Annotated in this window: 33 protein-coding genes, 2 tRNA genes and 1 pseudogene; 28 read left to right on the top strand and 8 right to left on the bottom strand. The window is 40.3% G+C overall.

The features are described 5' to 3' along the window. The first annotated feature begins 172 nt into the window (after window positions 1-172). The 11 genes from AC4HAO_RS06895 (at window position 173) to AC4HAO_RS06845 (ending at window position 7,926) form a co-directional block, all read left to right on the top strand. Window positions 173-1,255 (top strand): hypothetical protein, encoded by a 1,083-nt coding sequence (locus AC4HAO_RS06895; RefSeq protein ID WP_491134963.1) that lies wholly within the window; start codon window positions 173-175, stop codon window positions 1,253-1,255. Window positions 1,256-1,368: 113 nt separating this feature from the next. Continuing rightward, window positions 1,369-1,842 carry a GNAT family N-acetyltransferase gene (locus tag AC4HAO_RS06890; RefSeq protein ID WP_491134962.1) on the top strand — a complete coding sequence of 158 codons (474 nt, stop codon included), beginning with the start codon at window positions 1,369-1,371 and terminating at the stop codon, window positions 1,840-1,842. Between the two features lie 75 nt (window positions 1,843-1,917). Continuing rightward, window positions 1,918-2,298 (top strand): hypothetical protein, encoded by a 381-nt coding sequence (locus tag AC4HAO_RS06885; protein WP_491134961.1) that lies wholly within the window; start codon window positions 1,918-1,920, stop codon window positions 2,296-2,298. A 16-nt stretch (window positions 2,299-2,314) separates the two neighbouring features. Further along, complete coding sequence (locus AC4HAO_RS06880; RefSeq protein ID WP_491134960.1) at window positions 2,315-2,755, top strand: GNAT family N-acetyltransferase; 441 nt, start codon at window positions 2,315-2,317, stop codon at window positions 2,753-2,755. Between the two features lie 182 nt (window positions 2,756-2,937). Then, window positions 2,938-3,837, top strand: a complete 900-nt coding sequence (locus tag AC4HAO_RS06875; RefSeq protein WP_491134959.1) for a helix-turn-helix transcriptional regulator — start codon at window positions 2,938-2,940, stop codon at window positions 3,835-3,837. A gap of 60 nt (window positions 3,838-3,897) precedes the next feature. Next, on the top strand, window positions 3,898-4,512 hold the full coding sequence (locus tag AC4HAO_RS06870) for a GyrI-like domain-containing protein (protein WP_491134958.1): 615 nt from the start codon (window positions 3,898-3,900) through the stop codon (window positions 4,510-4,512). Between the two features lie 43 nt (window positions 4,513-4,555). After that, window positions 4,556-5,173, top strand: coding sequence for a DJ-1/PfpI family protein (locus AC4HAO_RS06865; protein WP_491134965.1), 618 nt, complete (start codon window positions 4,556-4,558; stop codon window positions 5,171-5,173). A gap of 12 nt (window positions 5,174-5,185) precedes the next feature. Then, window positions 5,186-5,707, top strand: coding sequence for a methyltransferase family protein (locus tag AC4HAO_RS06860; protein ID WP_491134957.1), 522 nt, complete (start codon window positions 5,186-5,188; stop codon window positions 5,705-5,707). A gap of 46 nt (window positions 5,708-5,753) precedes the next feature. Next, complete coding sequence (locus tag AC4HAO_RS06855; RefSeq protein WP_491134956.1) at window positions 5,754-6,278, top strand: DUF1697 domain-containing protein; 525 nt, start codon at window positions 5,754-5,756, stop codon at window positions 6,276-6,278. A 142-nt stretch (window positions 6,279-6,420) separates the two neighbouring features. Next, window positions 6,421-6,972, top strand: a complete 552-nt coding sequence (locus AC4HAO_RS06850) for a TetR family transcriptional regulator (protein WP_491134955.1) — start codon at window positions 6,421-6,423, stop codon at window positions 6,970-6,972. A gap of 189 nt (window positions 6,973-7,161) precedes the next feature. Further along, a complete protein-coding gene (locus AC4HAO_RS06845; RefSeq protein WP_491134954.1) occupies window positions 7,162-7,926 on the top strand; it encodes an SDR family NAD(P)-dependent oxidoreductase in 765 nt (254 codons plus the stop codon). A gap of 300 nt (window positions 7,927-8,226) precedes the next feature. On the opposite strand, the gene AC4HAO_RS06840 is transcribed toward AC4HAO_RS06845, so the two are convergent. Both AC4HAO_RS06840 and AC4HAO_RS06835 read right to left on the bottom strand, forming a co-directional pair. Next, on the bottom strand, window positions 8,227-8,505 hold the full coding sequence (locus tag AC4HAO_RS06840; protein ID WP_491093567.1) for a putative quinol monooxygenase: 279 nt from the start codon (window positions 8,503-8,505) through the stop codon (window positions 8,227-8,229). Window positions 8,506-8,598: 93 nt separating this feature from the next. Further along, window positions 8,599-8,913, bottom strand: a complete 315-nt coding sequence (locus tag AC4HAO_RS06835) for a winged helix-turn-helix transcriptional regulator (RefSeq protein ID WP_491093566.1) — start codon at window positions 8,911-8,913, stop codon at window positions 8,599-8,601. A gap of 106 nt (window positions 8,914-9,019) precedes the next feature. Between AC4HAO_RS06835 and AC4HAO_RS06830 the strand changes: the two genes are divergently transcribed. The 7 genes and pseudogenes from AC4HAO_RS06830 (at window position 9,020) to AC4HAO_RS06800 (ending at window position 15,410) form a co-directional block, all read left to right on the top strand. After that, window positions 9,020-9,637 carry a nitroreductase family protein gene (locus tag AC4HAO_RS06830; protein ID WP_491134953.1) on the top strand — a complete coding sequence of 206 codons (618 nt, stop codon included), beginning with the start codon at window positions 9,020-9,022 and terminating at the stop codon, window positions 9,635-9,637. A 281-nt stretch (window positions 9,638-9,918) separates the two neighbouring features. Continuing rightward, entirely contained in the window at window positions 9,919-10,995 is a 1,077-nt protein-coding gene (proB, locus tag AC4HAO_RS06825) for a glutamate 5-kinase (RefSeq protein ID WP_491093739.1), read from the top strand. A gap of 12 nt (window positions 10,996-11,007) precedes the next feature. Next, window positions 11,008-12,252 carry a glutamate-5-semialdehyde dehydrogenase gene (locus AC4HAO_RS06820; protein ID WP_491093738.1) on the top strand — a complete coding sequence of 415 codons (1,245 nt, stop codon included), beginning with the start codon at window positions 11,008-11,010 and terminating at the stop codon, window positions 12,250-12,252. A 9-nt stretch (window positions 12,253-12,261) separates the two neighbouring features. Beyond that, entirely contained in the window at window positions 12,262-13,050 is a 789-nt protein-coding gene (proC, locus tag AC4HAO_RS06815) for a pyrroline-5-carboxylate reductase (protein WP_491093737.1), read from the top strand. A 47-nt stretch (window positions 13,051-13,097) separates the two neighbouring features. Continuing rightward, a complete protein-coding gene (rsmA, locus tag AC4HAO_RS06810) occupies window positions 13,098-13,973 on the top strand; it encodes a 16S rRNA (adenine(1518)-N(6)/adenine(1519)-N(6))-dimethyltransferase RsmA (protein WP_491093736.1) in 876 nt (291 codons plus the stop codon). Between the two features lie 195 nt (window positions 13,974-14,168). After that, the gene (locus tag AC4HAO_RS06805; RefSeq protein WP_491093735.1) at window positions 14,169-14,933 is read left to right on the top strand and encodes a DpnI domain-containing protein; all 765 of its coding nucleotides are present in this window, start codon (window positions 14,169-14,171) and stop codon (window positions 14,931-14,933) included. Window positions 14,934-15,006: 73 nt separating this feature from the next. Continuing rightward, window positions 15,007-15,410 (top strand): annotated as a pseudogene (locus AC4HAO_RS06800) (hypothetical protein). Between the two features lie 18 nt (window positions 15,411-15,428). Here AC4HAO_RS06800 and AC4HAO_RS06795 read toward each other — a convergent pair. From AC4HAO_RS06795 to AC4HAO_RS06770, 6 genes are all read right to left on the bottom strand, one after another. Next, entirely contained in the window at window positions 15,429-15,617 is a 189-nt protein-coding gene (locus AC4HAO_RS06795) for a hypothetical protein (protein WP_491093734.1), read from the bottom strand. Continuing rightward, window positions 15,614-15,829 (bottom strand): helix-turn-helix transcriptional regulator, encoded by a 216-nt coding sequence (locus AC4HAO_RS06790; RefSeq protein WP_491093733.1) that lies wholly within the window; start codon window positions 15,827-15,829, stop codon window positions 15,614-15,616. Before AC4HAO_RS06790 ends, AC4HAO_RS06795 begins: the two co-directional genes overlap by 4 nt. Before the next feature lies 1 nt (window position 15,830). Next, the gene (locus AC4HAO_RS06785) at window positions 15,831-16,397 is read right to left on the bottom strand and encodes a hypothetical protein (RefSeq protein WP_491093732.1); all 567 of its coding nucleotides are present in this window, start codon (window positions 16,395-16,397) and stop codon (window positions 15,831-15,833) included. Window positions 16,398-16,571: 174 nt separating this feature from the next. After that, window positions 16,572-16,790 (bottom strand): hypothetical protein, encoded by a 219-nt coding sequence (locus tag AC4HAO_RS06780; RefSeq protein ID WP_491093731.1) that lies wholly within the window; start codon window positions 16,788-16,790, stop codon window positions 16,572-16,574. Window positions 16,791-17,013: 223 nt separating this feature from the next. Next, a tRNA-Ser gene (locus AC4HAO_RS06775) sits at window positions 17,014-17,102 on the bottom strand. Between the two features lie 142 nt (window positions 17,103-17,244). Beyond that, window positions 17,245-17,327, bottom strand: a tRNA-Leu gene (locus AC4HAO_RS06770). Between the two features lie 116 nt (window positions 17,328-17,443). On the opposite strand from AC4HAO_RS06770, the gene rsgA reads away from it, so the two are divergent. The 10 genes from rsgA (at window position 17,444) to fusA (ending at window position 26,802) form a co-directional block, all read left to right on the top strand. Then, the gene (rsgA, locus tag AC4HAO_RS06765) at window positions 17,444-18,316 is read left to right on the top strand and encodes a ribosome small subunit-dependent GTPase A (RefSeq protein WP_491134952.1); all 873 of its coding nucleotides are present in this window, start codon (window positions 17,444-17,446) and stop codon (window positions 18,314-18,316) included. A gap of 7 nt (window positions 18,317-18,323) precedes the next feature. After that, window positions 18,324-18,983, top strand: a complete 660-nt coding sequence (rpe, locus tag AC4HAO_RS06760) for a ribulose-phosphate 3-epimerase (RefSeq protein WP_491093729.1) — start codon at window positions 18,324-18,326, stop codon at window positions 18,981-18,983. Further along, the gene (locus AC4HAO_RS06755) at window positions 18,976-19,620 is read left to right on the top strand and encodes a thiamine diphosphokinase (protein ID WP_491093728.1); all 645 of its coding nucleotides are present in this window, start codon (window positions 18,976-18,978) and stop codon (window positions 19,618-19,620) included. The genes rpe and AC4HAO_RS06755 overlap by 8 nt, the downstream gene beginning before the upstream one ends. Further along, window positions 19,605-20,879 carry a DNA recombination protein RmuC gene (locus tag AC4HAO_RS06750; RefSeq protein ID WP_491093727.1) on the top strand — a complete coding sequence of 425 codons (1,275 nt, stop codon included), beginning with the start codon at window positions 19,605-19,607 and terminating at the stop codon, window positions 20,877-20,879. The genes AC4HAO_RS06755 and AC4HAO_RS06750 overlap by 16 nt, the downstream gene beginning before the upstream one ends. Next, window positions 20,869-21,807 (top strand): 3'-5' exoribonuclease YhaM family protein, encoded by a 939-nt coding sequence (locus tag AC4HAO_RS06745; RefSeq protein WP_491093742.1) that lies wholly within the window; start codon window positions 20,869-20,871, stop codon window positions 21,805-21,807. Before AC4HAO_RS06750 ends, AC4HAO_RS06745 begins: the two co-directional genes overlap by 11 nt. A gap of 87 nt (window positions 21,808-21,894) precedes the next feature. After that, a complete protein-coding gene (purR, locus tag AC4HAO_RS06740) occupies window positions 21,895-22,710 on the top strand; it encodes a pur operon repressor (RefSeq protein ID WP_447451791.1) in 816 nt (271 codons plus the stop codon). A gap of 155 nt (window positions 22,711-22,865) precedes the next feature. Beyond that, entirely contained in the window at window positions 22,866-23,198 is a 333-nt protein-coding gene (locus tag AC4HAO_RS06735; protein WP_491093726.1) for a hypothetical protein, read from the top strand. Between the two features lie 311 nt (window positions 23,199-23,509). After that, on the top strand, window positions 23,510-23,923 hold the full coding sequence (rpsL, locus tag AC4HAO_RS06730) for a 30S ribosomal protein S12 (RefSeq protein WP_447451793.1): 414 nt from the start codon (window positions 23,510-23,512) through the stop codon (window positions 23,921-23,923). A 20-nt stretch (window positions 23,924-23,943) separates the two neighbouring features. Further along, complete coding sequence (gene rpsG, locus AC4HAO_RS06725) at window positions 23,944-24,414, top strand: 30S ribosomal protein S7 (RefSeq protein WP_447451794.1); 471 nt, start codon at window positions 23,944-23,946, stop codon at window positions 24,412-24,414. 306 nt (window positions 24,415-24,720) lie between these two features. After that, window positions 24,721-26,802: an elongation factor G gene (gene fusA, locus AC4HAO_RS06720; protein ID WP_491134951.1), complete on the top strand. Its 2,082-nt coding sequence runs from the start codon at window positions 24,721-24,723 to the stop codon at window positions 26,800-26,802.

Genomic DNA, 26,802 nt, shown 5'->3' with positions numbered 1-26,802 from the left:
AAATGATGGGCTTTAGCAGTATAATGTAGGTGGTTCATTTGGATTACCTCTGCTGTTTTTTTCTCATTTGCAGTATAATCCAAATGAACTTTTTTGTTAACTGTTTTTAACTAGCACCACAGGTAAAAAATATAAAAACAAGAAATTTAATAATTCACCGATTAATCTAGTGATGGAGAGAAAATATGCAAAGTGGTACTCTACCAATGGTGGATTAGTAAATAGAAGTTATACTACTATTTTTGAGATTGATAAAGTAATTTTTGAATTAAAGGAAGAATTTATAGTTAGTGGAATTACTAATAGTGATTTAAAACGTTATATTAAATTCTTAAATGCTGAAAAAACTTCCAACAAGTATAGTTTTAAGGATATTTTGCTAGCCATTTTTGGAATGTTTGGAACGAATTCGCTTATTTCACAACTTTTTCCAAATCTTTCCTTATCATCGGTTTATAAGTTTATAGAAGAGCAATATAAAAATTATAGACTAATTATAGGGATTATTTTTACGCTGATATTACTTTTTTTGATTATTGTATTATTAATTTGGGTTATGTACTTAATTGCAAACGTTGATAAATTATATAAAAATAAGCAACGTTTATTCTTTTTGGAAAGACTTGATAGCATTTGGGACTTTAAGATAAATAAAGATCTTTCTGAGCATGAAGATATACTAAAACACTTTGAAAAGCATCCCAAGACAATATATACAAATGTACAGTTTTCAAGACATTGGTTTGATAAATTAATGGATAAATCTATTGGAAAGAATTCATCTGTCTATTTCAGGTATGTTGAGAATAAACTGTTGTTTATAAAAAGGGGACTACAAGCTGTTAGAAAACTTACTCTGAGTTATTTATTTCCAGTATTGTTAGGAATTCTTCTTTTAATTATAAGATCTGGGTGGAGAAGGGCTCCTATAGTGGAGAAGATAGCCATAAGTTTTCTTTACTTATGTATCTTGTTGTTTTTCTTTTTTATGTATAGCTCTCAATTAGATTTGTATACTAAAGGATTAGAGGTTTTTAAGATTGACTCGCACAAAAAATATAAATATAGTTTTAAAAAGAGTCATCGAGGGTGTAAAGTTTTTCTGATTACTTTTAGTTATCTTGTGATTTTAATAACATTTTGGTATTTTAAGATTATGTCAAACATAGAGATTATTTTAATTGTTATAATCCTAATTTATGGATATTGTAAAACAATAAATGCTGAAGAGATTAGCACGGAAGAAACAACATGATATTAGAAAGTATAGGATGCTTCTGAGAAATGTATGTGTAGTAAGAGATAGTGAGAAATTAAAAATGTTTTGTCCTACTTAGATTTTAGACTATTAAACTATGGGAGGCGAGAATGACCTACACTATCAGGGAGATGAGAGACAATGAGTTTGGACGCTTGGATGATTTCTTATATGAAGCGATTTTTATTCCGGAAGGGGCGGAAAAACCTGATAAAGAGATTATCAAGCTTCCAGACCTGCAGCTATATGTCAAAGACTTTGGCAGTCAGTTTGGGGATTTTTGCCTGGTGGCAGAAATCAATCAAGAGCTAGTCGGTGCTGTATGGAGCAGGATAATAGAGGATTATGGGCACATCAATGATGACACGCCTTCTCTTGCCGTTTCTCTTTTCAAAGAATACAGAGGGCAGGGGATTGGAACAGCCCTGATGAGAGAAATGTTGACTTTGCTCAAAATAAATGGCTTTAAGGCAGCTTCTTTATCAGTTCAAAAGGCCAATTATGCCGTTAAACTGTACCGGAAACTCGGTTTCCACACAGTATCTGAAAAAGATGAAGAGTTGATTATGGTGGTTGAATTATAGTAGGTTATTCTAGTTTTTCAATTCGATATGACTTTTGAGAAAGTTAAGTAATGGCAAGGTATAAAGGAGTGCGATATGAAGGCTATTGAAGATCATCAGGCAGAAAAATATCAGCAAACTAATTATGAAAAAGTTGAATCAGGCATTTATCAGACCAAAGATGAGAGCGGAGAACTTCAGTATGTGACTTCATTGTCTTTTGTACAGGAGCCCGACTTGGGTGAGGGAGCTGGTGAGGCTATATCGCAGTATCCTCTTGAGGATATTCTTGATAAATTTTATTGTTACATAAATGATTTTTATCCTGAAATTAGTCATCAAGATTCAGAAAAAGCATATCTAGAATTTGCCAGTACTGACTTAGCAGATATTCAAAATCTTCGTTCTATTATTGGGAAACATGTCTACAATGCCGAAGAAGATGGTTTTGTAAAGTTGATGATTGACGAAGCCTAAGGGATGGGAGACGCCCATGCGGATTAGAACAATGATAATAGACGATTATGAATCTGTATACCAACTCTGGCTTTCCTGCAAGGGCATGGGGCTTAATAATCTGGATGATTCAAGAGAAGAGATCGCTGTTTTTCTCAAGCGTAATCCGACAACTTGTTTAGTGGCTGTTGAGAAAAATACAGTTGTTGGTGTTCTTCTAGCAGGGCATGATGGCAGACGTGGCTATATTTATCATACAGCGGTTCACCCAGATTTTAGAGAACAGGGAATTGGACGACAGTTGGTTGGTCAAGGACTTGCTGAGCTTCAGCAAGAAGGGATTCACAAGGTGGCCTTAGTTGTTTTTGACCGCAATCAGGCCGGCAATGGCTTCTGGGAAAAGTGCGGCTTTACCGTTAGAGAAGATTTGGTTTACCGCAATAAGGCGCTGACGGATATTGTCAGGATTGATACTTAAAACCTAATGCGAGAGTAATCTAGGAAGAGCGTTCAATGTCAACGCCATCGCCGAATATGAGGTTACGGAATTTTTCCCAAGTAAGTTTGCAGAGGGTTTTGAAGACTTTGTTGAGTGAGAATATCTTAATCCGACAATCTCTGTTAGGCTTGTGCTGCCCTAGCTGCAGGAGCGATTGAACCATGAAAAATAATAGACTGTTTAAAATTCTATACTACGTACTGGAGAAGGGTAAAGTAACGGCTAATGAATTGGCTGAGAAATATGAAGTCTCAGTCAGGACCATATACCGAGATATCGATGTTATCAGCAGTGCAGGCATTCCGATTTATGCGACTCAAGGCAAGGGTGGTGGCATTGAAATTTCTGATGACTTTGTACTGAGGAAATCACTGCTCTCTGGGAAAGAACAAGAGCAGATTTTAATCGCCTTGAAAGGTCTGGAGGGAACAAGTAAAGAATATGAGAATGAGCTTCTGACAAAACTATCGGCTCTCTTTAAAATGAAAAACACTAACTGGATAGAGGTTGATTTTGATAGCTGGCAGGGGAATAAAGCCTATGATGAGTTATTTAGAGACATAAAGTCAGCTATTATCAATAAAAATATTGTGAGATTCCGATATTTTTCCAGCAGCAAAGAAGAGACCTATAGAGAAGTCAAACCCGTCAGGCTTTTATTTAAAAGCTGGGATTGGTATGTCTATGGTTTTTGTTTGCTCAGAAATGATTTCCGGTATTTTAAACTGTCTCGTATCAAAGGCTTTGAAACGTGTCGGGATTGCTTTAACGATCAATTCGACAGTATTGTTTTGCCAAGGGAAGTAAAGACTGAAGATACAGTAGCAATCAAAATGAAATTTGATAAAACCGTAGCTTTTAGGGTTTACGATGAAATGGCTGAACATGCTGCAGAAGATAAAGATGGCAACCTCTGTGCTGAGATAGAATTGCCCAATGACGACAACCTTTATCGTTATATTCTTTCATTTGGAGATGCGGTAGAAGTTTTAGAACCAGAGGATGTTCGAAAGCAAATGAGAGAAATGACTCATAAAATGGCCAAAAAATATAGAACCTGACAAATGGTGTCAAGTATCTTCCTGTACAATAGAACTATCAAAATACAGGAGGATTAGATCATGAAATACGAATGGAGAAAACAGGAAAAAGCTCTTTATGGTGTCAAGCAGACACCGGTCGTAGTAGAAGTACCCAAACAGCAGTTTATCCTGATAAAAGGCAAAGGTAATCCCAATGAAGCGGATTTTTCAGATAGGATATCCGCCCTATATGCGCTGGCCTATGCTATCAAGATGCAGTATAAGAAAGATATGAAAGACAGGTCCGATGCTGAAGTGACGGATTTTACCGTCTATCCTTTGGAGGGACTTTGGGAAAATGGTGATGAGTCAGCATTTGATAAAAACAAACTGACCTATACACTGATGATTAAACAACCTGATTTTATAAAGCAGAAGGATTTTACCAAGGCGCTTGAGACTGTTAGAAAGAAAAAGCCTAATGACTTGTATGATGAGATAGGCTTTGAAGAAGTAAAAGATGGCAAAGCTATTCAGATCTTACATATGGGAAGCTACGATGATGAACCCAAGTCTTTTGCATTGATGGAGCAACTTGCCAATGATCTCAACCTTACACGAACAGCCGATTTTCACAGAGAAATCTACCTAAGCAATCGCAACAGAACAGCTGAAGACAAGCAAAAAACTATACTTAGGTACTCCGTGAGGTAAATACATGGAAAACGTTATCCAATAGGTGTGTGAGGCAGGAATGATGAAAACTATTTATATGTACGTCCAAGATACTATGGCCGATTGGGAACATGGCTATCTAATGCAAGCTCTGAGTCTGCAGACTAAGCTGAAAAAGCCCAAAGTTTCTTTTAAGACGGTAGGCAGGACAAAAGCGCCGATTAGGACAGCCAGCGGAATGACTCTAGTACCAGATTTAAGTCTAGATGATATAGATGTTGCAAGTACAGCAGCTTTGGTGCTCATTGGCGGTGAGACTTGGCTGGATGAGGAACAAGCAGCTATTTTGAACCTTGCGGCCAAGTTGTTACAGGAGGGATTCTTGGTTGCCGCTATCTGCGGTGCTACCTTGGGGCTGGCTGACCGTAGTACCTTAAATACACGTTTCCATACGAGCAATGCTCCTTTTTACCCAGAAATGAGTCCTCATTATACTGGGCAGAGGTATTACAAAGAAGATGTGGCTGTTTGTGATAGCAATCTGATTACAGCAAGCTCTGCTGGTTCTTTACTGTGGGCAAAACTGATTGTTGAAAAACTGGACTTGTATGCTAAGAAAACTATCGAAGCCTGGTTTGACTATTTTTCTACGGGAGATGTTGCCGCTTATGCTAGATTGATGTCCTCATTTTCAGAGTAAGGAGAAAATTATATGCCAGCTTTTTACCTACTAGTTCTTTTCCTCTTCATTCGATTTATTTTTCTTTCACTCTTGGATAGGAAAGCAATAGGGCGGGCAGCCCATTTTGCTTCGATGCAAGGAAAAGAAATGATAGCTTACTGCCTTTATCAATTATCTACCCTGATGCTTCTGGTTGCTCCCTTCTTTCTAAAAGTCAGTCTTCATTTCTCTAGTTTTTTCTACTTAGGATTGGGAGTCTATCTTTTAGGCGACGTGCTTCTTATTTTGGTCATGAAGGATTTTGCCAACCCTGATGAAAAAGGATTGAATACCAAAGGGCTTTATGCTCTGTCCCGTCACCCAATGTATATCGCTTATTTTGTTTTCTTTTTAGGCGTGGCGATGCTGACTCGGTCATTAATGCTGCTTATTTTCTTAGCTATTTTTCAACTGTCAGCTCACGTTATCATACTAGCGGAGGAAAGAGAGTGTTTCATAAAATTTGGTGCTGCCTATCGAGAATACCAAAAACGTGTTAGGATGTATCTGTGAAGTTGCTTGTTACAAATCAGACTGTTTCTATAAGGAAGATTAGCTAATGAAAAAAATCGCCCTTTTACGCGGTGTCACACCTGTCGGACAAAATAAAATCCCCAAGATGGCTTATCTTAGGGAGATTCTAGAGATAGCAGGTTTGCAGTCCGTACAGACCTACATCCAGATTGGGAATATTATTTGCGAAACAGATTTAGCTGATGAGGACATCAAAAATCTCGTCCATGATACGATTTTTAAAAATATCGGGGCGAATTTATCCGTCATTATCAAAAGCCCTGAGCAACTAGCAAAGGTTACGCAGGAAAATCTTTTTGATGAGACCTATGATAGCTCACGTGTTCATCTGGTTTTCATCAATGATACCATTTCTTCCAATGAAATAGCAGAGCTTCTAGCACAAGATTTTGGTGATGAGGAATTTTACGTTGGAAGCCAGTGCCTTTATATGTATCTCCCCAGAGAAGCTAAAAAGAAAAAGCTGAATACGAATTTTTTGGAGAAATGGTTTGGTATTACCGCTACAATGAGAAAATTGGGAGTTGTGTTGAGATTGTTGCAGATGTAAAGAGGAGGAAATAGAGATGGGATTAACGACTAAAATATTTTTGATGGGGATGAGTATAGTTTTCAATAAATGATTAATTATTTATCGGAAAACCTGTTTTCTTTTAATAATAAGGCAAAATCATTTATATGAGGTAAAATAGATGTTGAAAAAGAGAACTTCAAAAGAGATATTTGCGTCTGTATTTCTTGAACTAGCTAAAAGTTACCCCGTTGACAAAATTACTGTTAGAATGTTGGTGGCTGAGAGTGGGTTATCTACAAAGACTTTCTATAATCATTTTCAAAATAAACTTGAACTGATGCTCTATGTAGAGGAGTCTGAGACAGAAAAAATATATAAAAAGCTCGAAAATAGTAATTACTCTTTTCATGACTTTTTAGTCATAGGTATCGAATCTTATAAGAAGATTCAATATTTTATAAAGAATGCTTTCGCCAATACCTCTGGACAGGAATCTTTCCAGACTATACATGCAAATCAGGCTTATGATGCCATTTTGGGATTGCTTTTAAAAATCAATAAAATAGATAAACTAGATTTTGAGATAGAAGCAGTACTTAGATTGTATGTTTGTGGCCTTGTAGAAATGTTTTACAGATTTTCTATGGATGAAATACCTATGTCAACTGAGAATTTTATAGAATTTTGTGAGGAAAATATGCCTCAAAAACTTAAACCATATTTATTATAATGACCATGTCGCTTTAACGACAAAATTACACACTTTCACATATTAGTGTAAAAGTACATATTTCAAATGTTTTGTTGATTGTTTTTGACTCTTTCATATGCTATATTCTAGCTAGGTATACAGACATATTTGGGAATCATAAAGTTACGATTTCTAGTCTTGTGAAAATAATTAGAGAGGATAGCAATTATGGGCAGAGTTGAAGGAAAAATAGCGGTCATTACAGGTGCAAGCTCAGGAATGGGGGAATCCGCAGCAAAGTTATTTGCCAAAGAAGGTGCATCGGTTGTTTTGGTTGCTCTAGAAGCTGATTTAATCGAAAAACTGGTCAATGAAATTAAGGATGCGGGAGGCAAGGCGATTGGTTTCGCTTATGATTTAAGCAAAGAAGAGGCTTGGGAAGATATCACTAAACAAGCTGAAGAGATGTTTGGGAAAATCGATATTCTTGTTAATAATGCTGGAATTAGCCCTAATGATGCAGGTATTGAAAATTGCAGCATGGAATTATGGGATAAAACAATGGATATCAATGTTAAGAGTGTTTGGTTGGGCATGAGAGCGGTTGTGCCTTATATGAGAAAAGCCGGCGGTGGCTCTATCGTAAACTGTGCCTCTGGTATTGTTCATCAAGGAGGCGTAGATACAGTAGCCTACTCAGCCTCTAAAGGTGGCGTTTACAGTATGAGTATTAATGCGGCTGTGACTCTTGCCAGTGATCATATACGTGTTAATTCGGTTAATCCAGGTTTCATCTATACGCCCCTCATTGAGAAAATGGGTATGGGTTCATTTGAGGAACTCTCAAATTCAATGAAGGGCAAGACTCCTCTACCGCCGTATGTTGGAAAGCCAGAAGATATCGCTTACGCCTATTTGTACTTGGCATCAGATGAGTCTTCATTTGTAACGGGAACTGAGATTGTTATTGATGGCGGTGCAAGTATTGTTTAAATATAATCATGTATTTTTAGGTGAGTCAATATAATAAAAGCATAGAATAAACGATTTTAACATCGTAATTCTATGCTTATTTTTTATCTTTTTAGGGAGCTGCGCTCACAAAGCGTGTGAACCAGTAAACCGCCCGCTATGCGGGGGTGGAGATGAAAAGTTAGACAAGTAGTTACGAAAAATTCTCTAAGTCATAGAGTAAAGTTATTGATGAGGCCTAAAACTTCACCCAGTATTTACCAACGATGATAGGCCTTCGGAGGAAATAGCAGAGCTCCTAGAGCAGGCCTTTAAAATAACCTAGTCCAATACAGTCACAATTGGTTCAGCTGATGACCAGTCAGACAATTGGTCGAAAAATTGGGTGAAGGCCGGTGTTTGGTTGTGGCTATCAATGGCTTCTTGATTTTCCCACTGTTCAATCATGATAAATTGATTGGGCTTGTCCACAGCTTGATAGAGCTGATAGCTGCGGTTTCCTTTTTCTTGTCTTGAGGATTCAATCAGTGGTTGAATCGCCTGCAAGAAATCTTGACGATTATCCTCTTTAATAAAGAACGTGGCGTTGATTGTTTTCATAAATGGCCTCCTTGTAATAGATAATACTGGTAACAGTCTATAAATTTATAGACTAAATGTCAATATTTTGTTGCTTTCTAACATAGAGGGCAGCTACATATTATCTTTACCCCATGTGTTGAGTTTGAGTAAAAGCTTCAATAGTTCTTGTCCTTTTGCTGTTAAGCGGTACTGAGTGTGAAAAGGTAAGGTTTGTAGGTCTGTTTTGAGCACTAGGCCATCGGCTATTAAATCGTTTAAAGCGCGTGTCAGCATGGTTTTGGTGATTCCCTCTACTTCACGCTTTAACTGGTTAAAACGAATAGACTCATGCTGTGAGATAATCCAGATAATATTGAGTTTCCATTTTCCCGAAATACTGTCCATTAATCTTGATACCCCACAGTTCCAGTGTGTGTTTGTTTGCATAGCAGGGTCTCCTAAGACAGTGGTCACAAAACAGTGACTACTGTTTTTTCATTATTAGCTTTATTATAATGAAATTGTTAAGAAACACAAAGGAGGATACAAGATTATGGAAAATATTTTAAGCTTTTTGGATGAACGTCGGTCTGTCAGACATTTTGATTCCCAAGCAATCTTGGAAAAAAGTGTGATCGTCGATATGCTGAAACATGCCAGCTATGCGCCATCTGGCAATAATTTTCAGCCTTGGCGCGTTTTAGTTGTTAAAAATAAAGAGAAGCAAAAAGAATTGAGGAAATTATCAGCTAATCAGCCGCAGGTTGAGACAGCCTCCGTAGTGTTTCTCTTATTTGGTGATAAAAAGGCCTATGACTTAGAGTGGTGGCAAGATTTTCATGTGGAAAAAGGTACTGTTACAAAAGTGGAGGCAGCTGTCCGCTCAGAGCGGATAGGTCAGTATTTTTCTCTTCACCCAGAGGATAAGGATGTTGAAGGCTTACGACTGGATGTTGGTCTCTTTGCTATGAACCTCATGCATGTTGTCCGTGCCTATGGTTATGACAGTGTGCCAATGAGAGGAGTGGATTTTGAAGCAATGAAGGACTACCTAAAACTCTCTTCTGATTGGGAACCTATTTTAATGCTGGCTGTGGGGAAAGCTTTGAAATCTGGTTACCCGCATATCAGACGTTCCCCAGACGATTTTGCGGTTATTATAGAAGAGTAAAGGGAGTAAGAGGGGAAGGGAAAGAATTCAAAAATGGAAAATTTGGGGTCGTATCCTCTTGTGTCAAGGGCTTACTCCAAATTAGGAAGACTGGACGAATTTTTGCCCAGTCTTCTTTTTATGGTAGAATAAATAGAAGATACTAGAACATCTTATGAAAATGACCTATTTAACGAGACAGACTGGCTTTTATTGTACTGTTACCAGAGGTAGTAGAAGCAATGAAAAGGAATCTAGAAGAAGTTTTATCTAGAGATAGGCTGCAGAAGGAAAACATTATAATGAAAAAACAAACATTTGTCTTTAAGGTTGGAACAAGTTCTCTGACTCAGAAAAATGGAAATTTGGATCGTATTAAACTAGCCCGTATCACTAACCAGCTGGCCCAGCTCCACCAACAAGGGCATGATATTGTTCTTGTTACATCTGGCTCTATCGCAGCGGGCTTTAGGCGTCTAGGATTTGAGAAGCGTCCCAGAAAAATTGCTGAAAAGCAAGCTAGTGCAGCGGTCGGTCAGGGGCTTTTGATTGAGGAATACACTCAAAATCTCATGAAAGACAGCATTGTGGCGGCCCAGATTTTATTGACTCAGGATGACTTTGCGGATGATCGTCGTTATAAGAATGCCTCTCAAGCTCTGCAGGTTTTACTGCGTCAGCGGGCTATTCCTATCATTAATGAAAATGATACCATTGCTATTGAGGAGATTAAGGTCGGAGACAATGATACGCTCTCAGCTCAGGTTGCTTCCTTGGTCAAGGCGGATCTTCTGGTTATCCTGACTGATGTCGATGGACTCTACTCTGACAATCCTAGTAAAAATCCTGAGGCTAAGCATTTTGATAAAGTCGTCAACATCACGGATGATCTCTTTGAAATGGCTGCTGGTACTGGCAGTAGCAATGGGACCGGTGGTATGACCACTAAACTTCAGGCTGCTCAGATTGCGACTAAGTCCGGTGTACCAGTTTATATTTGCTCGTCTAAGAAAGATACGGCTCTCCTGCAAGCGGTTGGTCAGACTAATCGGGGCACTCTTTTCTTGGCAGATGAAGCGGGGATGAGCCAACGTGAGCAGTGGATGGCTTTCTATGCCCGAACAGAAGCTTATGTAGAGATTGACAAGGGAGCCAAGGAAGCTTTGGATGACCATGGGAATAGTTTACTGGCAGCAGGCATTACCAAGGTCAGTGGTGATTTTGAGGTCGGCGATATTGTAGAGGTCTACAATCAGCCCCAGCATGATTTGCTTGGTAAAGGACGTGCCAAGATGTCTTCGCAAGAATTACGAGACCTGTTGCTTCAAGAGCATGCTAAGGGAGTTTTTATTCACCGCAATGACTGGGTGGCTCTATAAGAAAGGGATAATATGACATCAACACAAGAATTATTAGATAGTCTGCTAGCTCATAAAGCGGCTATCAATCTGGCCAGTACGACCCAGAAAAACGAGGCGCTTGAGGCCATGGCTGCAGCCTTGGAAGAGCATATACCAGCTATTTTGGCCGCAAATGAAGCAGATATGGCCGCAGCCCAGCAGGGTTCTATCAGTCCGGTTATGCAAGACCGCCTGCTGTTGACAGAAAAGCGCATCCAAGAGATGGCTGCAGGTATTCGAGCCCTGATCTCTTTGACTGACCCAGTTGGTCTGATTTTGGAAGAAAATATGGCTTCCAACGGGATGAAGATCGTCAAGCGCTCCCTACCTTTTGGATTGATTGGCATGATTTATGAAAGTCGGCCTAATGTGACCTCCGATGCAGCAGCCCTAGCCATCAAAAGCGGTAATGCTGTCATTTTGCGCGGCGGTAAGGAGGCTTTTCGCTCGGCCAATGCGATTGTTTTAGCCCTGAAGGCCGGTTTGGAAAAGGCGGGTATTGCTCCTGAAGTGATTGAATTGGTTCAGGATACCAGCCGTACTTCAGCGACTGAGTTAATGACTGCCAAGGGCAAGATTGATCTCTTAGTTCCTCGGGGCGGAGCAGGTTTGATTCGGGCTGTTGTGGAGCAGGCTACCGTGCCAGTTATCGAGACAGGGACGGGAATTTGCCATGTTTATGTAGATGCTGACGCTGATTTGGATAAGGCGGTAGCTATCGTTGTCAACGCTAAAACTAGCCGGCCATCAGTCTGTAATGCTGAGGAGGTCCTTTTGGTGCATGAGGCTGTTGCCAGCGACTTCCTGCCTAAGTTGGAGCAAGCTCTGGCCGGAGAGGTAGAGCTGCGTGCTGATGAGCAAGCTTTGGCCTATTTAAGCAGCGCTCATCCAGCCGGCGTAGATGACTTTGATACGGAATTTTTAGACTTTATTTTGGCTGTTAAGGTGGTTTCTGATGTAGCTGAGGCCGTAGAGCATATCGCCCAGCATTCGACGGGGCACAGTGAAGCTATTGTGACAGAGAATACTAAAGCTGCGGATTACTTTACCCAGTTGGTAGATTCAGCAGCTGTCTATGTCAATGCATCGACTCGTTTCACTGATGGCGGACAGTTCGGTTTGGGTTGTGAATTGGGAATTTCAACGCAGAAAATGCATGCGCGCGGCCCTATGGGCTTGCGTGAAATGACAACCTACAAATACATCATTACAGGTAATGGTCAAATTCGAGAATAGGAGACAGACATGAAGATTGGTTTTATCGGTTTGGGCAACATGGGGGGAGCTATTGCAGAGTCAGTAGCCAAGCTTGAAGTCCACGAACTCTTACTCAGTGATCATAACCAAGTCAAGGCCGAACAGATCCAAAAAGCCTGTGGTGGTGAGATTTTATCTAATGAGACGCTTATTGAACAGGCTGATCTAGTTTTTCTCGGCATTAAGCCACAATTTATAGCACCTATTTTGGAGGACTTATCAGAAACTATTGCTCATAATCCTGACACTGTTTGGGTCTCCATGGCTGCTGGTGTTACAATTGAGCAATTGTCAACTTATCTGCCAACTGAAAAGATTGTTCGTATGATGCCTAATACCCCAGTGGCTATCAGTCAGGGAATGACCACATTTACCACCCGCAATCCTCAATTGGAATTGCTTTTTGAAGAGGTGATGGTCGAATCTGGACAAGTTCAGAAGATTCCAGAAAAGCTGATAGATGCAGCAACAGCTATTGCTGGCTGCGGACCGGCTTTTGTCTATGAGATTATCGACACCTTGACTCAAGCTGGTGTACAAAATGGTCTCAGTGCAGTAACAGCTAGACGCTTGGCAGCTCAGACCCTGCTTGGAGCTTCTCAAATGGTGCTTGAGTCAGACAGGCATCCGTCTCAATTACGAGATGAAGTGACGTCACCCGGCGGTTCAACGATTGCTGGCTTGCTGGCTATGACTCAAGCTGGCCTGCAAGCTTCACTGATCCAAGGGATTAATCAAGCCTTGGAGCGCACTAAAGAACTGACTAAAGATAAGTAGCCCTCAGTTTACCAGTATTTAGTTCCTTAAGAGAAGAAAGATTAGTCATGAAAATCGCAGATAAAACCGTTACCCGCGCCATTTTAGAGCGTCATGGGTTTACCTTTAAAAAATCCTTCGGTCAGAACTTTTTGACCGATACCAATATTTTACAGAAGATTGTTGACGTGGCAGAGGTTGACCAGAACGTCAATGTCATTGAGATTGGCCCCGGCATCGGGGCTTTGACCGAGTTTTTGGCGGAGAAGGCTGCTGAGGTCATGGCTTTTGAGATTGATGAGCGTCTCATTCCGATTTTGGCAGATACCCTGCGTGATTTTGACAACGTGCAGGTAATCAATCAAGATATCCTCAAGGCGGACTTGCAAACACAAATTCAAAACTTTAAAAATCCTGACCTACCTATCAAAGTTGTAGCCAACCTGCCTTACTACATCACCACGCCAATTTTGATGCACTTAATTGAGAGTAGGATTCCCTTTCAAGGGTTTGTAGTCATGATGCAAAAAGAAGTAGCCGACCGGATTTCAGCCGAGCCTAACACTAAGGCTTACGGGTCGTTGTCGATTGCAGTGCAGTATTATATGGAGACTCAGGTTGCCTTTATTGTACCACGGGCGGTCTTTGTGCCTGCGCCAAATGTTGACTCAGCCATCCTTAAAATGGTACGCCGCAATCAGCCTTTGGTGGAAGTGCAAGATGAAGATTTCCTTTTTGATGTCGCAAAAGCCAGCTTTGTGCACCGTCGGAAAACCTTGTGGAATAATTTAACCAACCGCTTTGGCAAGTCAGAAGATATCAAAGCTAAATTGGAAGCCGCTTTGGAACAAGCTGAACTCCAGCCATCTATCCGTGGCGAAGCCTTGTCTATTATGGATTTTGCTAGATTGGCAGATGCGTTGAGAGAGACTGGATTAAAATAGAAATTGAGAGAGAAAATAATCAATGACCTTACAGCCTTTTACAAAATGAACAGGTGGGAAACGACAGTTACTACCAACATTACATGCCTACCGATCAGAAAGATTTAAAAGAATATATACAAGAAGGTCATTAGTCATATTATTTAGATTTAATTTGAAGACTTTTGTCACTATTAAAGTCATTTTGGGGTTCCTATGCAGTTACAATTCAATTTAGATTTAGTTGAAGGTTATAGCAATAATAGTCAAAAGGCTCGTATTCTAACTGAAGATTGGGTCGACAGGCAATCTTACTGTCCAAATTGTGGTCAAGAGCCTTTGACTCATTTTGAAAATAATCGTCCTGTGGCTGATTTTTTCTGTCCTAATTGTTCAGAAGAATTTGAGTTGAAAAGTAAACAGGGTAAATTTTCAACAATCATAACTGATGGTGCTTATACAACTATGCTTGAACGAGTCCAAGCTGATAATAATCCCAATTTTTTCTTTTTGACCTATTCAAAGAATTATGAGGTTCAAAATTTTCTAGTACTGCCAAAACAATTTATAACAAAAAGCGCTATTATCAAGAGAAAGCCTCTCGCACCAACCGCTAAAAGAGCAGGTTGGATAGGTTGTAATATTGATTTATCACAAGTACCCTCAAAAGGAAAAATATTTCTTGTTAAAAATGGTAAAGTTAGAGAACCTGAATTAGTTTCGAAAGAATTTGGAAAAACTCTCTTTCTAAGAACACAATCTCTTACTACTAGAGGGTGGCTTTTAGAAATCCTTAAATGCATAGACAAAATAGAAAAAAATGAATTTACTCTTGAAAAAATGTACAGTTTTGAGAGTGAATTAAAATTAATTTTTCCTAATAATAATCATATAAAGGACAAGATTCGCCAGCAGTTGCAAATTCTTAGAGATAAAGGAGTTATAGAGTTTATAGGGAGAGGACGATACAGAAAAGTATGAAATTGAAATTACTAAAATATTATCTCATGTTGTTTCGATTAAAAGTGATAGTGAAATAGAAGCAGGTGAGCTTATGAAACTAATAAAGATTTTAGCGGGTCTCTGTTCCAGTCTTTATATCATACAGGCTGGCTTACATTTTCTCATTTTGTTGGGACTTCCTTTGGGTGGCTTCTTTTTTGGCGGGCTTTATACCGTCTTTCCGCTTTGGCTAAGACCTGCCAATCTCTTTTTTTGTTTTGCCTGGTCGTTTTTTGCCTATTTTTATTTGGCTTATGGACAGATTCTTACCAGCTGCTGGACAAAAGAAGACAGGATCTTATCATGGTGATGATGACTAGTCTAGCCCTCATGGCTACTGTTTTTAATCTCTTTATTAGTAGCAGTCTGCTTGAGAAATATGGAACCGGCAGTATGACAGCCTTGACCTTTTTACTGAGTTGCTGCTTGCTCACCTTATCAAAAAAATCCCGCTGAACGAGCAGGATTTTTTAATTAGCTTAATTTTTCAGGCTCTTCCACAAAAAATCGAACAACCGTTCCACAGTTTTTACAGATTTCTAGGCAGAGCGATTGACCTAGCTTAGTGGCACTGCCCGAACGTGAAACACCAGCATAGCCTTTGTTTTGTTTAGCTGTAACAAATTGATTTTTCCCACAGTAAGGGCAAGTTTGTGTTTTCATGATTGTTCCTCCTTATTCAGTTGAAAAATATCTTCCACGGGCAGCTGGAAAATCTCGGCGATTTTGAGAGCCATTTCAAGAGAAGGATTATAGCGATTATTTTCCAGATGAACAATGGTTTCGCGGCGCACGCCGACTAATTGTGCCAGTTCCTGCTGGCTCATTTTTTTCGCCTTGCGTAATTCTTTGAGATTAGTTAGGATATTAGCCATCTTAACCACCTCTTTTCTCAAAGAGGAAAAAAGCAATATCAAAGGCCAAAATCATAACTGCGCCGAAGATCAAAATCATACCAGCTGTCAAGGTAAATGGGAAGAAGAAGACGATAACGCTCAAAATCATCAAGCAAGCTAAGATCAAACTCAAGGTCAGGCAAGCAGCCTTAGCCAAGTCAGCATAGAAGCGTTCATCAGGCTTTTCATCCACTTTTTTGAAAGCAAAGTAGAGGAAGAAAGCAACTAAAATCAAGAGCCCCAATCCTAAAAAGACATGCTTTATCCAGATAGGATTGCTATTTGGAGTAAGAGCCCAAATACCTTTGGTATAAACCCCCATAGCTGCAAAAAGTGTTAGGCTGTACAGTTTTTCAGTCAGTCCAAAATAACGATCTTCTGGATCTTGAAAGGCTTCTTTGCGAAAGAGCCAAAAAATGCCAGCTTGAAACAGTAAAACGATAATGAAGGCAGTAGTTTTTATCCAAGCAGGATGACTTTGCGGTGTTAGAAACCACAAAAGTAACATCAGAAGCCAGGAAATATAGAGCCATTTTTTATTTTTCATTAGTAAACAACCTCCCTATTCTTTTTTTGTGACGATTCATCAGCCAAACAGTAGTCGCGAAAATGACAGCTATCAAACCAAATGTTATGCCTAAAACAGCAAGCTTGATACTAACAGGATTTGAACTAACTGCGGCATTGACAATCATAATTGGGATAACAGATAAACTTGGTATCAAGTAGGTCCAGCGGAATTTTTGTTTTTGCTGAGGTACTTTTTAAGAGCAGACTTGGCAGGTTTATCAGGAAATTTGACGGTATTGACAATGATAAAAATAAGGAAAATCAAAGCCATTGTAATGCCAAAGGTGACATGTTTGATCCAGACAGGATGAGAGTCAGCTGAGATTAACCAGATGACAAATAGTTGAGGAAGCACAATAGCGAATGTCATCCGTTTGTAAATATCTTTTTTTATAAGTTATCCCTTCTTTCTATATAAGATAAATGTTAATTATTTCTAACTCTTTCTGTTATAAATATATCACTTCTTCAAAATACTGTCAATAAAAAGTGAATTATTTATCACATTTATGTCGTGAGCCATAAAGAACGCCCCCAATCCTTTTTATGACAAAAAACTCCCGTCTATATGAGACGAGAGCTCGCTAACAATAAGGAAAGGACGGGATTTGAACCCGCGCGTGAACAAAGTTCACTTGCCGGATTTCGAGTCCGGTGCCGTACCAAGCTGGGCCACCTTTCCAAAAGAGTCTTTTGAAAATGAATTGCTTCAGTATCAATTGTGAGTTACCTAAATCCATTTTTATCTGACTTTGTAAATGTATTGATTGAAAAGAAACATCACAGGAAGAAAACCAACCTGTGATTAATCTTTCTCAATCAAATGCGGAGAAAGGGATTTGAACCCTCACGCCCGTATGGGCACATGCGCCTGAAGCATGCGTGTCTGCCGTTCCACCATCTCCGCAGATAAAAATATTATACCTTAATTTTTTAAAAATGCAAGCTGTTTTACCCTTCCTAGCGACTGCCAGCCTTCTTTTTGTGATATAATAAGCCCATAAAATTGATAAAGGAGTTCATTTGCAAGGTAGAATTATCAAGGCTTTGGCCGGTTTTTATTACATCGAGGCGGACGGTCAGCTTTACCAGACAAGAGCCCGCGGAAACTTCAGAAAGAAAGGGCACACGCCTTATGTAGGGGATTTTGTTGACTTTTCGGCTGAAGAAAAATCAGAAGGATATATTCTGAAAATCCATAATCGCAAGAACAGTCTAGTGCGTCCCCCCATTGTTAATATTGATCAGGCTGTTGTCATTATGTCCGCCAAGGAGCCGGATTTTAATAGCAATTTACTCGATCGTTTCCTAGTCCTTTTGGAAGGGAAGCAGATTCGACCTATTATTTATATTTCCAAGATGGATTTGCTGGAAGATAGAGTAGCTATGCAAGAAATCCGTAGACAGTACCAGATTATCGGTTATGATTTTGTTTGGTCGTTAGATGAGCTGCTTCCTTATTTATCTGGAAAAGTGAGCGTTTTTATGGGGCAGACTGGTGTTGGTAAATCTACCTTGCTCAATAAAATTGCTCCTGAGCTAGACTTAGAAACCAAAACTATTTCTGATAGTCTGGGACGGGGACGCCACACTACTAGGGCAGTCAGTTTATATGACGCTTACGGTGGTAAAATCGCTGATACCCCCGGCTTTTCCTCTCTTAATTATGAGATTGGCAGTGCTGAGGACTTAAGCGAAGCGTTTCCTGAAATTCGTAAAGCTAGTCATGGCTGTAAATTCCGATCTTGCACCCATACGCATGAGCCTGACTGTGCTGTGAAGACAGCTCTTGAGGCCGGCCATATCTGGCAGGAACGCTATGATAATTACCTGCAATTCCTTAGTGAAATTGAGAATCGCCGAGAAGTCTACAAGAAAATTATTAAAAGAAAGTAGGAAATCCATGATAAAAAAGATTGCTCCTTCAATCCTTGCTGCTGACTATGCCAATTTTGCAAATGAGCTCAAACGTATTGACGCCACTAATGCTGATTATGTTCATATTGATATCATGGATGGTCAGTTTGTTCCGAATATTAGTTTTGGAGCAGATGTGGTTGCTAGTATGCGTAAGCACAGCAAAATGGTTTTTGATTGTCATTTGATGGTTGTTGATCCTGAGCGCTATGTTGAGGCCTTTGCTCAGGCTGGTGCTGATATTATGACCATCCACGTTGAAGCAACGAAACATATTCATGGCAGTCTGCAAAAGATTAAGACTGCAGGAATGAAGGCTAGTGTGGCAATCAATCCAGGAACGCCAGTATCGACGTTAGTTCCCTTGCTGCCCTTGGTTGACCAAGTGTTGATTATGACCGTTAATCCAGGTTTTGGGGGACAGGCCTTTATTCCTGAAATGCTGGATAAGGTTCAAACAGTAGCGGCTTGGCGGGAAGAAACGGGTTATGACTTTGATATTGAGGTTGACGGTGGTGTTGATAATCGTACGATTGCAGACTGTGCGGAGGCTGGAGCTAATGTTTTTGTGGCAGGCTCCTACCTCTTTAAAGCTGATGATTTAACAGCCCAAGTCCAAACCTTAGAGGATGCGCTCAATGACTGAGGTTGCCCTAGTTGCCGGTGGGAGGCCTTGCGCTCCTGCTAGGGATTTTGATGTTTATGTCGGAATTGATGGAGGCAGTCTCTGGCTTTTGCAGCATGGCTTTCCTTTAGATTTAGCAGTAGGGGATTTTGATTCTGTTACTGTCGAGGAGCTAGCCTTGATTAGGCAGCAGGCAGGGAAAATGATTCAAGCTCCAAGTGAGAAGAATGATACGGATACCGAACTAGCAGTCAAAACCGTATTGAGTCAGTATCCCAAAGCCGTCTTGACTATTTACGGAGCATTTGGCGGCCGTATCGATCATACCTTATCAAATATTTTCCTCCCTAGCGACCCAGCTATCGCTCCTTATATGCAGCAAATCAGTTTAGTAGATGAGCAAAATCGTATTTGCTTCCTTCCAGCGGGGACTCATCAACTCCAACCAGTGAGGGATATGACCTATATCTCTTTTATGACATCAGATAGCGCAGATTTAGCGATTAAGGGAGCTAAATATGAGCTGACGGGTGATAATTTTTTCAAAAAGAAAATATATTCCAGTAACGAATTTACGAATCAACCTATTGAGGTCACTGTAGCAACAGGCTACGTTATTGCTATTCAGAGTAAGGATAAGAAATGGTCGGATTTTTAATAATTATTGGTTTGGCTGGCTTGAGCCTTTCCGTTTATATAGTGAGGCACTTGATTGGTTTATCAGGTCAGTTGGAAAAAAAGCTGGATAATAATGCTGATAATCTCTCAGAACAACTTTCCTATCAACTGGATTTGGCAAAAAAAGATCAGGCGCTAGAACTTAATCAACAAATCGCTGCTTTAAAAACAGAGCTCTATCAGCAACTAGCAGATATTCGTGATGTCCTCCACCAAAACCTGACCGACAGTCGCGATCGTTCAGATCAGCGCTTGGAGCTTATTAATCAAAATTTGACGACTGCCGTTCAGGATATGCAAAGGTCAAACGAGAAACGTTTAGACCAGATGCGCCAGACTGTTGAAGAGAAGTTGGAGCAAACGCTTCAGAGTCGACTGAGAACCTCTTTTGAGACTGTATCGAAACAGTTGGAGTCTGTTAATCAAGGTCTGGGTGAAATGAAAAGTGTGGCTCAGGATGTCGGCACCCTAAACAAGGTGCTTTCCAACACTAAGACTCGTGGCATTATGGGAGAGCTGCAGCTAGGTCAGATTATTGAGGATATCATGACGGATAGTCAGTACGAACGGGAATTTGCAACAGTAAAGGGTTCTTCAGAGCGTGTAGAGTATGCGATTAAACTACCTGGCAGTCATGAGAATGATTACGTTTATCTGCCTATTGATTCTAAATTTCCGCTGGAAGACTACTATCGCCTAGAAGAAGCTTACGAATCTGGTGACAGTGAGCAGATTGACAATTATCGGAAGTCACTTTTAGCCAGCCTCAAACGCTTTGCCAAAGACATTCAAAAGAAATATCTCAATCCACCAGAAACAACCAATTTTGGTATCATGTTTTTGCCGACTGAAGGGTTATACTCAGAAGTGGTTCGCAACAGTACTTTCTTTGATGGTTTGCGACGGGAAGAACATATTGTTGTCGCTGGTCCTAGTACCTTATCTGCTCTTTTAAATTCCTTATCGGTTGGCTTTAAAACACTGAATATCCAGAAGAATGCTGATGATATTTCTAAAATTTTGGGCAATGTCAAAACGGAATTTACAAAATTTGGCGGTATGCTAACCAAGGCACAAAAGCAGCTCAATACAGCTAGTAAAACGGTCGATACGCTACTAACGACGCGAACGAATGCGATTATTAAGGCTCTGGATACAGTTGAGGATTATCAGGATGCTAGCACCCAATCTTTGCTTAGTATTCCGCAAATAGGAGGTGGAGATGACCATGAAGATTAACCAAATGAAAAAAGATGAGGCTTTCGAAGGTTTCTATCTGATCAAGAAAGCTGAACTTCGCAAAACTCGAGCCGGAAAAGATTATCTGGCGATGACCTTTCAAGATGACTCTGGTGAGATTTCGGGCAATCTCTGGGATGCTCAGCCTCATAATGTTGAAGAATTTACAGTTGGGAAGGTTGTCCATATGCAGGGACGACGGGAAGTCTACAATGGGACACCTCAAGTGAATCAAATTACCTTGCGCAACGTTAAGGAAGGTGAGCCTCATGATCCTGCTGACTTCCGTGAAAAATCACCTGTCGATATTGTCGAAATTAAAGACTACTTGGAAAATATGATGTTTAAGATTGAGAATGCGACATGGCAGCGAATTGTTCGTACCCTCTACCGTAAGTTTGATAAAGAGTTTTTCAGTTACCCTGCTGCAAAAACCAACCATCATGCCTTTGAAAATGGTTTGGCCTATCATACAGCCACCATGGTTCGTCTGGCTGACAGCATTGGTGATATTTATCCTACTCTCAACAAAAGCTTGCTTTTTGCCGGAATTATGCTCCATGATTTGGCTAAATGCATCGAGCTATCCGGTGTTGATGGGACAGAGTATACCATTCGCGGAAATTTGATTGGCCATATTGCTCTTGTCAATGAAGAAATTACCAAAACTATACTGGAGCTTAATATAGAAGATGAACGCGAAGATGTAACGCTTTTGCGCCATGTTGTTTTGAGTCACCACGGTCAGTTAGAATACGGCAGTCCAGTTCGTCCGCAGGTCATGGAAGCAGAAATCATTCACATGATTGATAATATTGATGCGGAAATGATGATGATGACAGCAGCACTTGCTCAGGTTGATGATGGCGAAATGACACGAAGGATCTTTCCACTGGATAATCGCGCTTTCTACAAGCCTAAATTATAGAATAAAAGACGAACATTCCTATAATGTTCGTCTTTTATTGATTTTTATGATAAAATAGAAATGAATCAATAGGAAATGAGAGTTAAAATGAAATTAAGAAGAAGTGAACGTATGGTTGTTATTTCGAATTACCTTATCAACAACCCTTATACTCTGACTAGTCTAAATACCTTTGCTGACAAATACGAAGCTGCTAAGTCTTCAATCTCAGAAGATGTTGCTATTATTAAGCGCGCTTTTGAGAATAGTCATATCGGTCATATCGAGACCGTTACAGGTGCCAGCGGTGGGGTTATTTTTACACCGACTATCTCAGAGCAAGAGGCCAAAGCAATTGTCGAAGGACTTTGTGAGCGTCTGTCGGAAAGCGATCGCATCCTACCTGGTGGTTATATTTACTTATCAGACTTGCTCAGTACTCCTCATATCTTGCAAAGTATTGGACGGATAATTGCCAGCAGCTTTGCGGGTCAAAAAATTGATGCTGTCATGACGGTGGCCACTAAAGGAGTTCCAATTGCGAATGCTGTAGCCAATGTTCTAAATGTTCCGTTTGTTATTGTTCGTCGAGATTTAAAAATTACGGAAGGCTCGACTGTGTCGGTTAATTATGCTAGTGGTTCCAGTGACCGTATCGAAAAAATGTTCTTGTCCAAGCGCAGCCTCAAACCCAGTAGCCGTGTTTTGATTGTGGATGATTTTCTTAAAGGAGGGGGCACAATCACTGGTATGATTAGCCTGCTTAAAGAATTTGAAAGTGAATTAGTCGGTGTTGCTGTTTTTGCTGACAATGGTCAAGAAAAACGTGATAATTTGTCCTATAAATCACTCTTAACAGTAACTAATATTGATGTGAAAGAGCAAAAGTTGGAAGTTGAACGGGGAAATATTTTTGATCAATAGAATGGCAGTTTCTTATTCGTATAAATCTCTCTTTGCTTGGTGCTGCTTGGAACTTTAAGGGTAAGTTTTGAAGCTTTAAAATAATCTTAAAATATTTCTTGTTTTTTTAGAAAGTTTATGATAGATTAAGATTATTATAAAAAAGGAGACTTTATATGAAAAACTTCCAAAAACTCGTTGTAACTGTTTTAACTCTAACACTGCTTGTTGGTCTTGCGGCTTGCGGTAATTCTAAAAAAGAATCTAGTGACAAATCTGATAAAACAGAAAAAACCAGCCAAAGCTCAGTGAAAAAGAGTGAAAAAAAGACTTCTGATGATAGTGCTGAGACCAACAGCGAGGACACTAAAGTCAGTGCTGGTGAAGAAGGCGTTGAAGTAAACGGCGGAGATTCCAACGTTAATGTTGGTGAAGAAGGTGTTGAAGTTAATGGTGGGGATACCAATGTCAAGGTTGGTGAAGATGGCAGTGTCGAAGTCAGTCCTTAGCGATAATTTGAGAGAACAGATATTAACCTATTTTAAAAGTTTCTAGCTGATTAAAATTATTAATGACTGCTTTCAAATTTTCTAATAAAAGCATTAAAAGGTAGGAGATTAATTCCGGCCTTTTTTAAAAAGTAAAGCAAGACATTGACAAAATAGTGCTACTGTAGTATTATGATAAATGGTACTTTTTACTTTTGGTCTCTCCAAAGTGTACAGGGACGTGCTGACAAATGTTGCAAAGTACACACAGATATAGGCTGTCACCAAGCGCTATATCAACCAAAAATAAAATTTTACAGGAGAAAGTGTAGATGCCTACAATCAACCAATTGGTACGTAAACCGCGTAAATCTAAAGTTGAAAAATCTGACTCACCAGCTCTGAATGTTGGTTATAACAGTCATAAAAAAGTAACAACAAATGTTTCTTCACCGCAAAAACGTGGTGTTGCCACTCGTGTTGGGACAATGACACCTAAAAAGCCTAACTCTGCCCTTCGTAAATTTGCTCGTGTGCGTTTGAGCAACCTTATCGAGGTAACTGCCTATATCCCAGGTATTGGCCATAATCTTCAAGAGCACAGTGTTGTCCTTATTCGTGGTGGACGTGTTAAAGACCTTCCAGGGGTACGTTATCATATCGTTCGTGGTGCGCTTGATACAGCGGGTGTAGCAGATCGTAAGCAAGGCCGTTCTAAGTACGGTGCAAAACGTCCTAAAGGATAAGAGAAGGGAGATAAGAACTAATGAGTCGTAAAAATCAAGCGCCTAAGCGCGAAGTATTACCAGATCCATTGTACAATTCCAAAATTGTGACACGTCTTATCAACCGCGTTATGCTTGACGGGAAACGTGGTACAGCTGCTACCATCGTTTATGGTGCTTTCGAACAAATTAAGGAAGCAACAAGCAATGATGCTCTTGAAGTCTTTGAGACAGCAATGGAAAATATCATGCCAGTCCTTGAAGTGCGTGCTCGTCGTGTCGGCGGTTCTAACTATCAAGTCCCAGTTGAAGTACGTCCAGAACGTCGTACAACACTTGGTCTTCGTTGGTTGGTTAATGCCTCACGTGCCCGTGGTGAACATACTATGAAGGACCGTCTTGCTAAAGAAATCATGGATGCTGCCAACAATACAGGTGCTGCTGTTAAGAAACGTGAAGATACTCATCGTATGGCAGAAGCAAACCGTGCCTTTGCACACTTCCGCTGGTAATTTAAGATGTGAGGACGTCAAGAAAATTCTAGGAAAAATAGGAAATGTGACGACGAGCCTTTGGGCTCTAGGAAGATTTGTCTTTTTTCCCGAATTTTAGTCCGAACTCAATTATTTAAGATACAGAGACGAAGAGAGCAGAGACAAAATAAGGGAAACTGCCAACAAAGTTGCAACTTCTAGGGGTTATCTTTTTAGACTGGTCGCTCTCGAATCGTGTTCAATTAAGCTGGTAAACAGTGGAAACGGGTAGGTCCCTGCCTATCCGTTTTTTACAAAAATTATAGATTATAGGAGAAAACCATAATGGCTCGCGAATTTTCATTGGAAAAAACTCGTAATATCGGTATCATGGCTCACGTTGATGCTGGGAAAACAACTACAACAGAGCGTATCCTCTATTATACTGGTCGTATTCACAAAATCGGTGAAACTCACGAAGGAGCTTCACAGATGGACTGGATGGAGCAAGAGCAGGAACGTGGTATCACAATCACCTCTGCCGCAACAACAGCACAATGGAATGATCATCGTGTTAACATCATTGACACACCGGGGCACGTTGACTTTACCATTGAGGTGCAACGCTCTCTCCGTGTCCTTGATGGTGCGGTAACTGTTCTCGATGCGCAATCAGGTGTTGAGCCTCAAACTGAAACGGTTTGGCGCCAGGCAACTGAGTACGGTGTTCCACGTATTGTTTTTGCTAACAAGATGGACAAAATTGGTGCTGATTTCCTTTACTCGGTAAGCACTCTTCATGACCGCCTTCAAGCTAATGCACATCCTATTCAACTTCCAATCGGATCTGAAGATGATTTCCGCGGTATTATTGATCTCGTTAAAATGAAGGCTGAGATCTATACTAATGACCTTGGAACTGATATTCTGGAAGAGGATATTCCAGCTGAATACCTTGAACAAGCGCAAGAGTATCGTGAAAAATTAGTTGAAGCGGTAGCTGAAACTGATGAAGACCTCATGATGAAGTACCTCGAAGGTGAAGAAATCACAATCGAAGAGTTAAAAGCAGGTATCCGTAAAGCAACGATCAATGTCGAATTCTACCCAGTTCTCTGTGGTTCAGCCTTTAAGAACAAAGGGGTTCAATTAATGCTTGATGCCGTTGTTGATTACCTTCCAAGTCCAGTTGATATTCCTGCTATTAAGGGTGTTAATCCAGATACGGATGAGGATGAAACACGTCCAGCATCTGATGAAGAACCGTTTGCAGCTCTTGCCTTCAAGATTATGACCGACCCATTTGTAGGGCGTTTGACATTCTTCCGTGTTTACTCAGGTGTCCTTAATTCAGGTTCTTATGTTATGAACACAACTAAAGGTAAACGTGAACGTATCGGACGTATCCTTCAAATGCACGCCAACAGCCGTAAGGAAATTGAAACTGTTTATGCTGGTGATATTGCGGCAGCCGTTGGTTTGAAAGAAACAACAACTGGTGATTCCTTGACTGATGAGAAGGCTAAAGTTATCCTTGAGTCTATCGAAGTTCCAGAACCAGTTATCCAGCTCATGGTTGAACCTAAGTCTAAGGCTGACCAAGACAAGATGGGTGTTGCCCTGCAAAAATTGGCTGAAGAAGATCCAACCTTCCGCGTTGAAACAAATGTTGAAACGGGTGAAACAGTTATCTCTGGTATGGGTGAACTCCACTTGGATGTCCTTGTTGACCGTATGAAACGTGAATTTAAGGTTGAAGCCAATGTTGGTGCACCTCAGGTATCGTATCGCGAAACTTTCCGTGCTGCTACACAAGCTCGTGGATTCTTTAAACGTCAATCAGGTGGTAAAGGTCAATTTGGTGATGTTTGGATTGAATTCACACCAAATGACGAAGGTAAAGGTTTCGAATTTGAAAATGCTATTGTTGGTGGTGTCGTTCCCCGTGAATTCATCCCAGCAGTAGAAAAAGGTTTGGAAGAAGCAATGGCAAACGGTGTCCTTGCCGGCTATCCTTTGGTTGATATCAAGGCTAAGCTTTATGATGGTTCATACCATGATGTCGACTCTTCTGAAACAGCCTTCAAGATTGCCGCTTCTCTGGCTCTGAAAGAGGCAGCTAAGTCTGCACAACCAACTATTCTTGAACCAATGATGCTGGTAACAATCACGGTTCCTGAAGAAAATCTCGGTGATGTTATGGGACACGTAACAGCTCGTCGTGGTCGTGTTGATGGTATGGAAGCACATGGTAACAGCCAAATCGTTCGTGCTTATGTACCACTTGCCGAAATGTTTGGTTATGCAACTGTTCTTCGTTCAGCATCTCAAGGACGTGGTACTTTCATGATGGTATTTGACCACTATGAAGATGTTCCAAAATCTGTTCAAGAAGAAATCATTAAGAAAAATTCAGGTGAGGCTTAA

It is taken from the genome of Streptococcus sp. ELY_137, from assembly GCF_058314515.1.
Note: the sequence above shows the minus strand (reverse complement) of the source record. Positions and strands in the feature narration are given on the sequence as shown.

Excerpts from the sequence above, each read along its gene's own strand:
- AC4HAO_RS06895 (WP_491134963.1), top strand. The coding sequence starts at position 173 with ATGGAGAGAAAATATGCAAAGTGGTACTCTACCAATGGTGGATTAGTA.
- AC4HAO_RS06890 (WP_491134962.1), top strand. The coding sequence starts at position 1,369 with ATGACCTACACTATCAGGGAGATGAGAGACAATGAGTTTGGACGCTTG.
- AC4HAO_RS06885 (WP_491134961.1), top strand. The coding sequence starts at position 1,918 with ATGAAGGCTATTGAAGATCATCAGGCAGAAAAATATCAGCAAACTAAT.
- AC4HAO_RS06880 (WP_491134960.1), top strand. The coding sequence starts at position 2,315 with ATGCGGATTAGAACAATGATAATAGACGATTATGAATCTGTATACCAA.
- AC4HAO_RS06875 (WP_491134959.1), top strand. The coding sequence starts at position 2,938 with ATGAAAAATAATAGACTGTTTAAAATTCTATACTACGTACTGGAGAAG.
- AC4HAO_RS06870 (WP_491134958.1), top strand. The coding sequence starts at position 3,898 with ATGAAATACGAATGGAGAAAACAGGAAAAAGCTCTTTATGGTGTCAAG.
- AC4HAO_RS06865 (WP_491134965.1), top strand. The coding sequence starts at position 4,556 with ATGAAAACTATTTATATGTACGTCCAAGATACTATGGCCGATTGGGAA.
- AC4HAO_RS06860 (WP_491134957.1), top strand. The coding sequence starts at position 5,186 with ATGCCAGCTTTTTACCTACTAGTTCTTTTCCTCTTCATTCGATTTATT.
- AC4HAO_RS06855 (WP_491134956.1), top strand. The coding sequence starts at position 5,754 with ATGAAAAAAATCGCCCTTTTACGCGGTGTCACACCTGTCGGACAAAAT.
- AC4HAO_RS06850 (WP_491134955.1), top strand. The coding sequence starts at position 6,421 with ATGTTGAAAAAGAGAACTTCAAAAGAGATATTTGCGTCTGTATTTCTT.
- AC4HAO_RS06845 (WP_491134954.1), top strand. The coding sequence starts at position 7,162 with ATGGGCAGAGTTGAAGGAAAAATAGCGGTCATTACAGGTGCAAGCTCA.
- AC4HAO_RS06840 (WP_491093567.1), bottom strand. The coding sequence starts at position 8,505 with ATGAAAACAATCAACGCCACGTTCTTTATTAAAGAGGATAATCGTCAA.
- AC4HAO_RS06835 (WP_491093566.1), bottom strand. The coding sequence starts at position 8,913 with ATGCAAACAAACACACACTGGAACTGTGGGGTATCAAGATTAATGGAC.
- AC4HAO_RS06830 (WP_491134953.1), top strand. The coding sequence starts at position 9,020 with ATGGAAAATATTTTAAGCTTTTTGGATGAACGTCGGTCTGTCAGACAT.
- proB (WP_491093739.1), top strand. The coding sequence starts at position 9,919 with ATGAAAAAACAAACATTTGTCTTTAAGGTTGGAACAAGTTCTCTGACT.
- AC4HAO_RS06820 (WP_491093738.1), top strand. The coding sequence starts at position 11,008 with ATGACATCAACACAAGAATTATTAGATAGTCTGCTAGCTCATAAAGCG.
- proC (WP_491093737.1), top strand. The coding sequence starts at position 12,262 with ATGAAGATTGGTTTTATCGGTTTGGGCAACATGGGGGGAGCTATTGCA.
- rsmA (WP_491093736.1), top strand. The coding sequence starts at position 13,098 with ATGAAAATCGCAGATAAAACCGTTACCCGCGCCATTTTAGAGCGTCAT.
- AC4HAO_RS06805 (WP_491093735.1), top strand. The coding sequence starts at position 14,169 with ATGCAGTTACAATTCAATTTAGATTTAGTTGAAGGTTATAGCAATAAT.
- AC4HAO_RS06795 (WP_491093734.1), bottom strand. The coding sequence starts at position 15,617 with ATGAAAACACAAACTTGCCCTTACTGTGGGAAAAATCAATTTGTTACA.
- AC4HAO_RS06790 (WP_491093733.1), bottom strand. The coding sequence starts at position 15,829 with ATGGCTAATATCCTAACTAATCTCAAAGAATTACGCAAGGCGAAAAAA.
- AC4HAO_RS06785 (WP_491093732.1), bottom strand. The coding sequence starts at position 16,397 with ATGAAAAATAAAAAATGGCTCTATATTTCCTGGCTTCTGATGTTACTT.
- AC4HAO_RS06780 (WP_491093731.1), bottom strand. The coding sequence starts at position 16,790 with ATGACATTCGCTATTGTGCTTCCTCAACTATTTGTCATCTGGTTAATC.
- rpe (WP_491093729.1), top strand. The coding sequence starts at position 18,324 with ATGATAAAAAAGATTGCTCCTTCAATCCTTGCTGCTGACTATGCCAAT.
- AC4HAO_RS06755 (WP_491093728.1), top strand. The coding sequence starts at position 18,976 with ATGACTGAGGTTGCCCTAGTTGCCGGTGGGAGGCCTTGCGCTCCTGCT.
- AC4HAO_RS06750 (WP_491093727.1), top strand. The coding sequence starts at position 19,605 with ATGGTCGGATTTTTAATAATTATTGGTTTGGCTGGCTTGAGCCTTTCC.
- AC4HAO_RS06745 (WP_491093742.1), top strand. The coding sequence starts at position 20,869 with ATGAAGATTAACCAAATGAAAAAAGATGAGGCTTTCGAAGGTTTCTAT.
- purR (WP_447451791.1), top strand. The coding sequence starts at position 21,895 with ATGAAATTAAGAAGAAGTGAACGTATGGTTGTTATTTCGAATTACCTT.
- AC4HAO_RS06735 (WP_491093726.1), top strand. The coding sequence starts at position 22,866 with ATGAAAAACTTCCAAAAACTCGTTGTAACTGTTTTAACTCTAACACTG.
- rpsL (WP_447451793.1), top strand. The coding sequence starts at position 23,510 with ATGCCTACAATCAACCAATTGGTACGTAAACCGCGTAAATCTAAAGTT.
- rpsG (WP_447451794.1), top strand. The coding sequence starts at position 23,944 with ATGAGTCGTAAAAATCAAGCGCCTAAGCGCGAAGTATTACCAGATCCA.
- fusA (WP_491134951.1), top strand. The coding sequence starts at position 24,721 with ATGGCTCGCGAATTTTCATTGGAAAAAACTCGTAATATCGGTATCATG.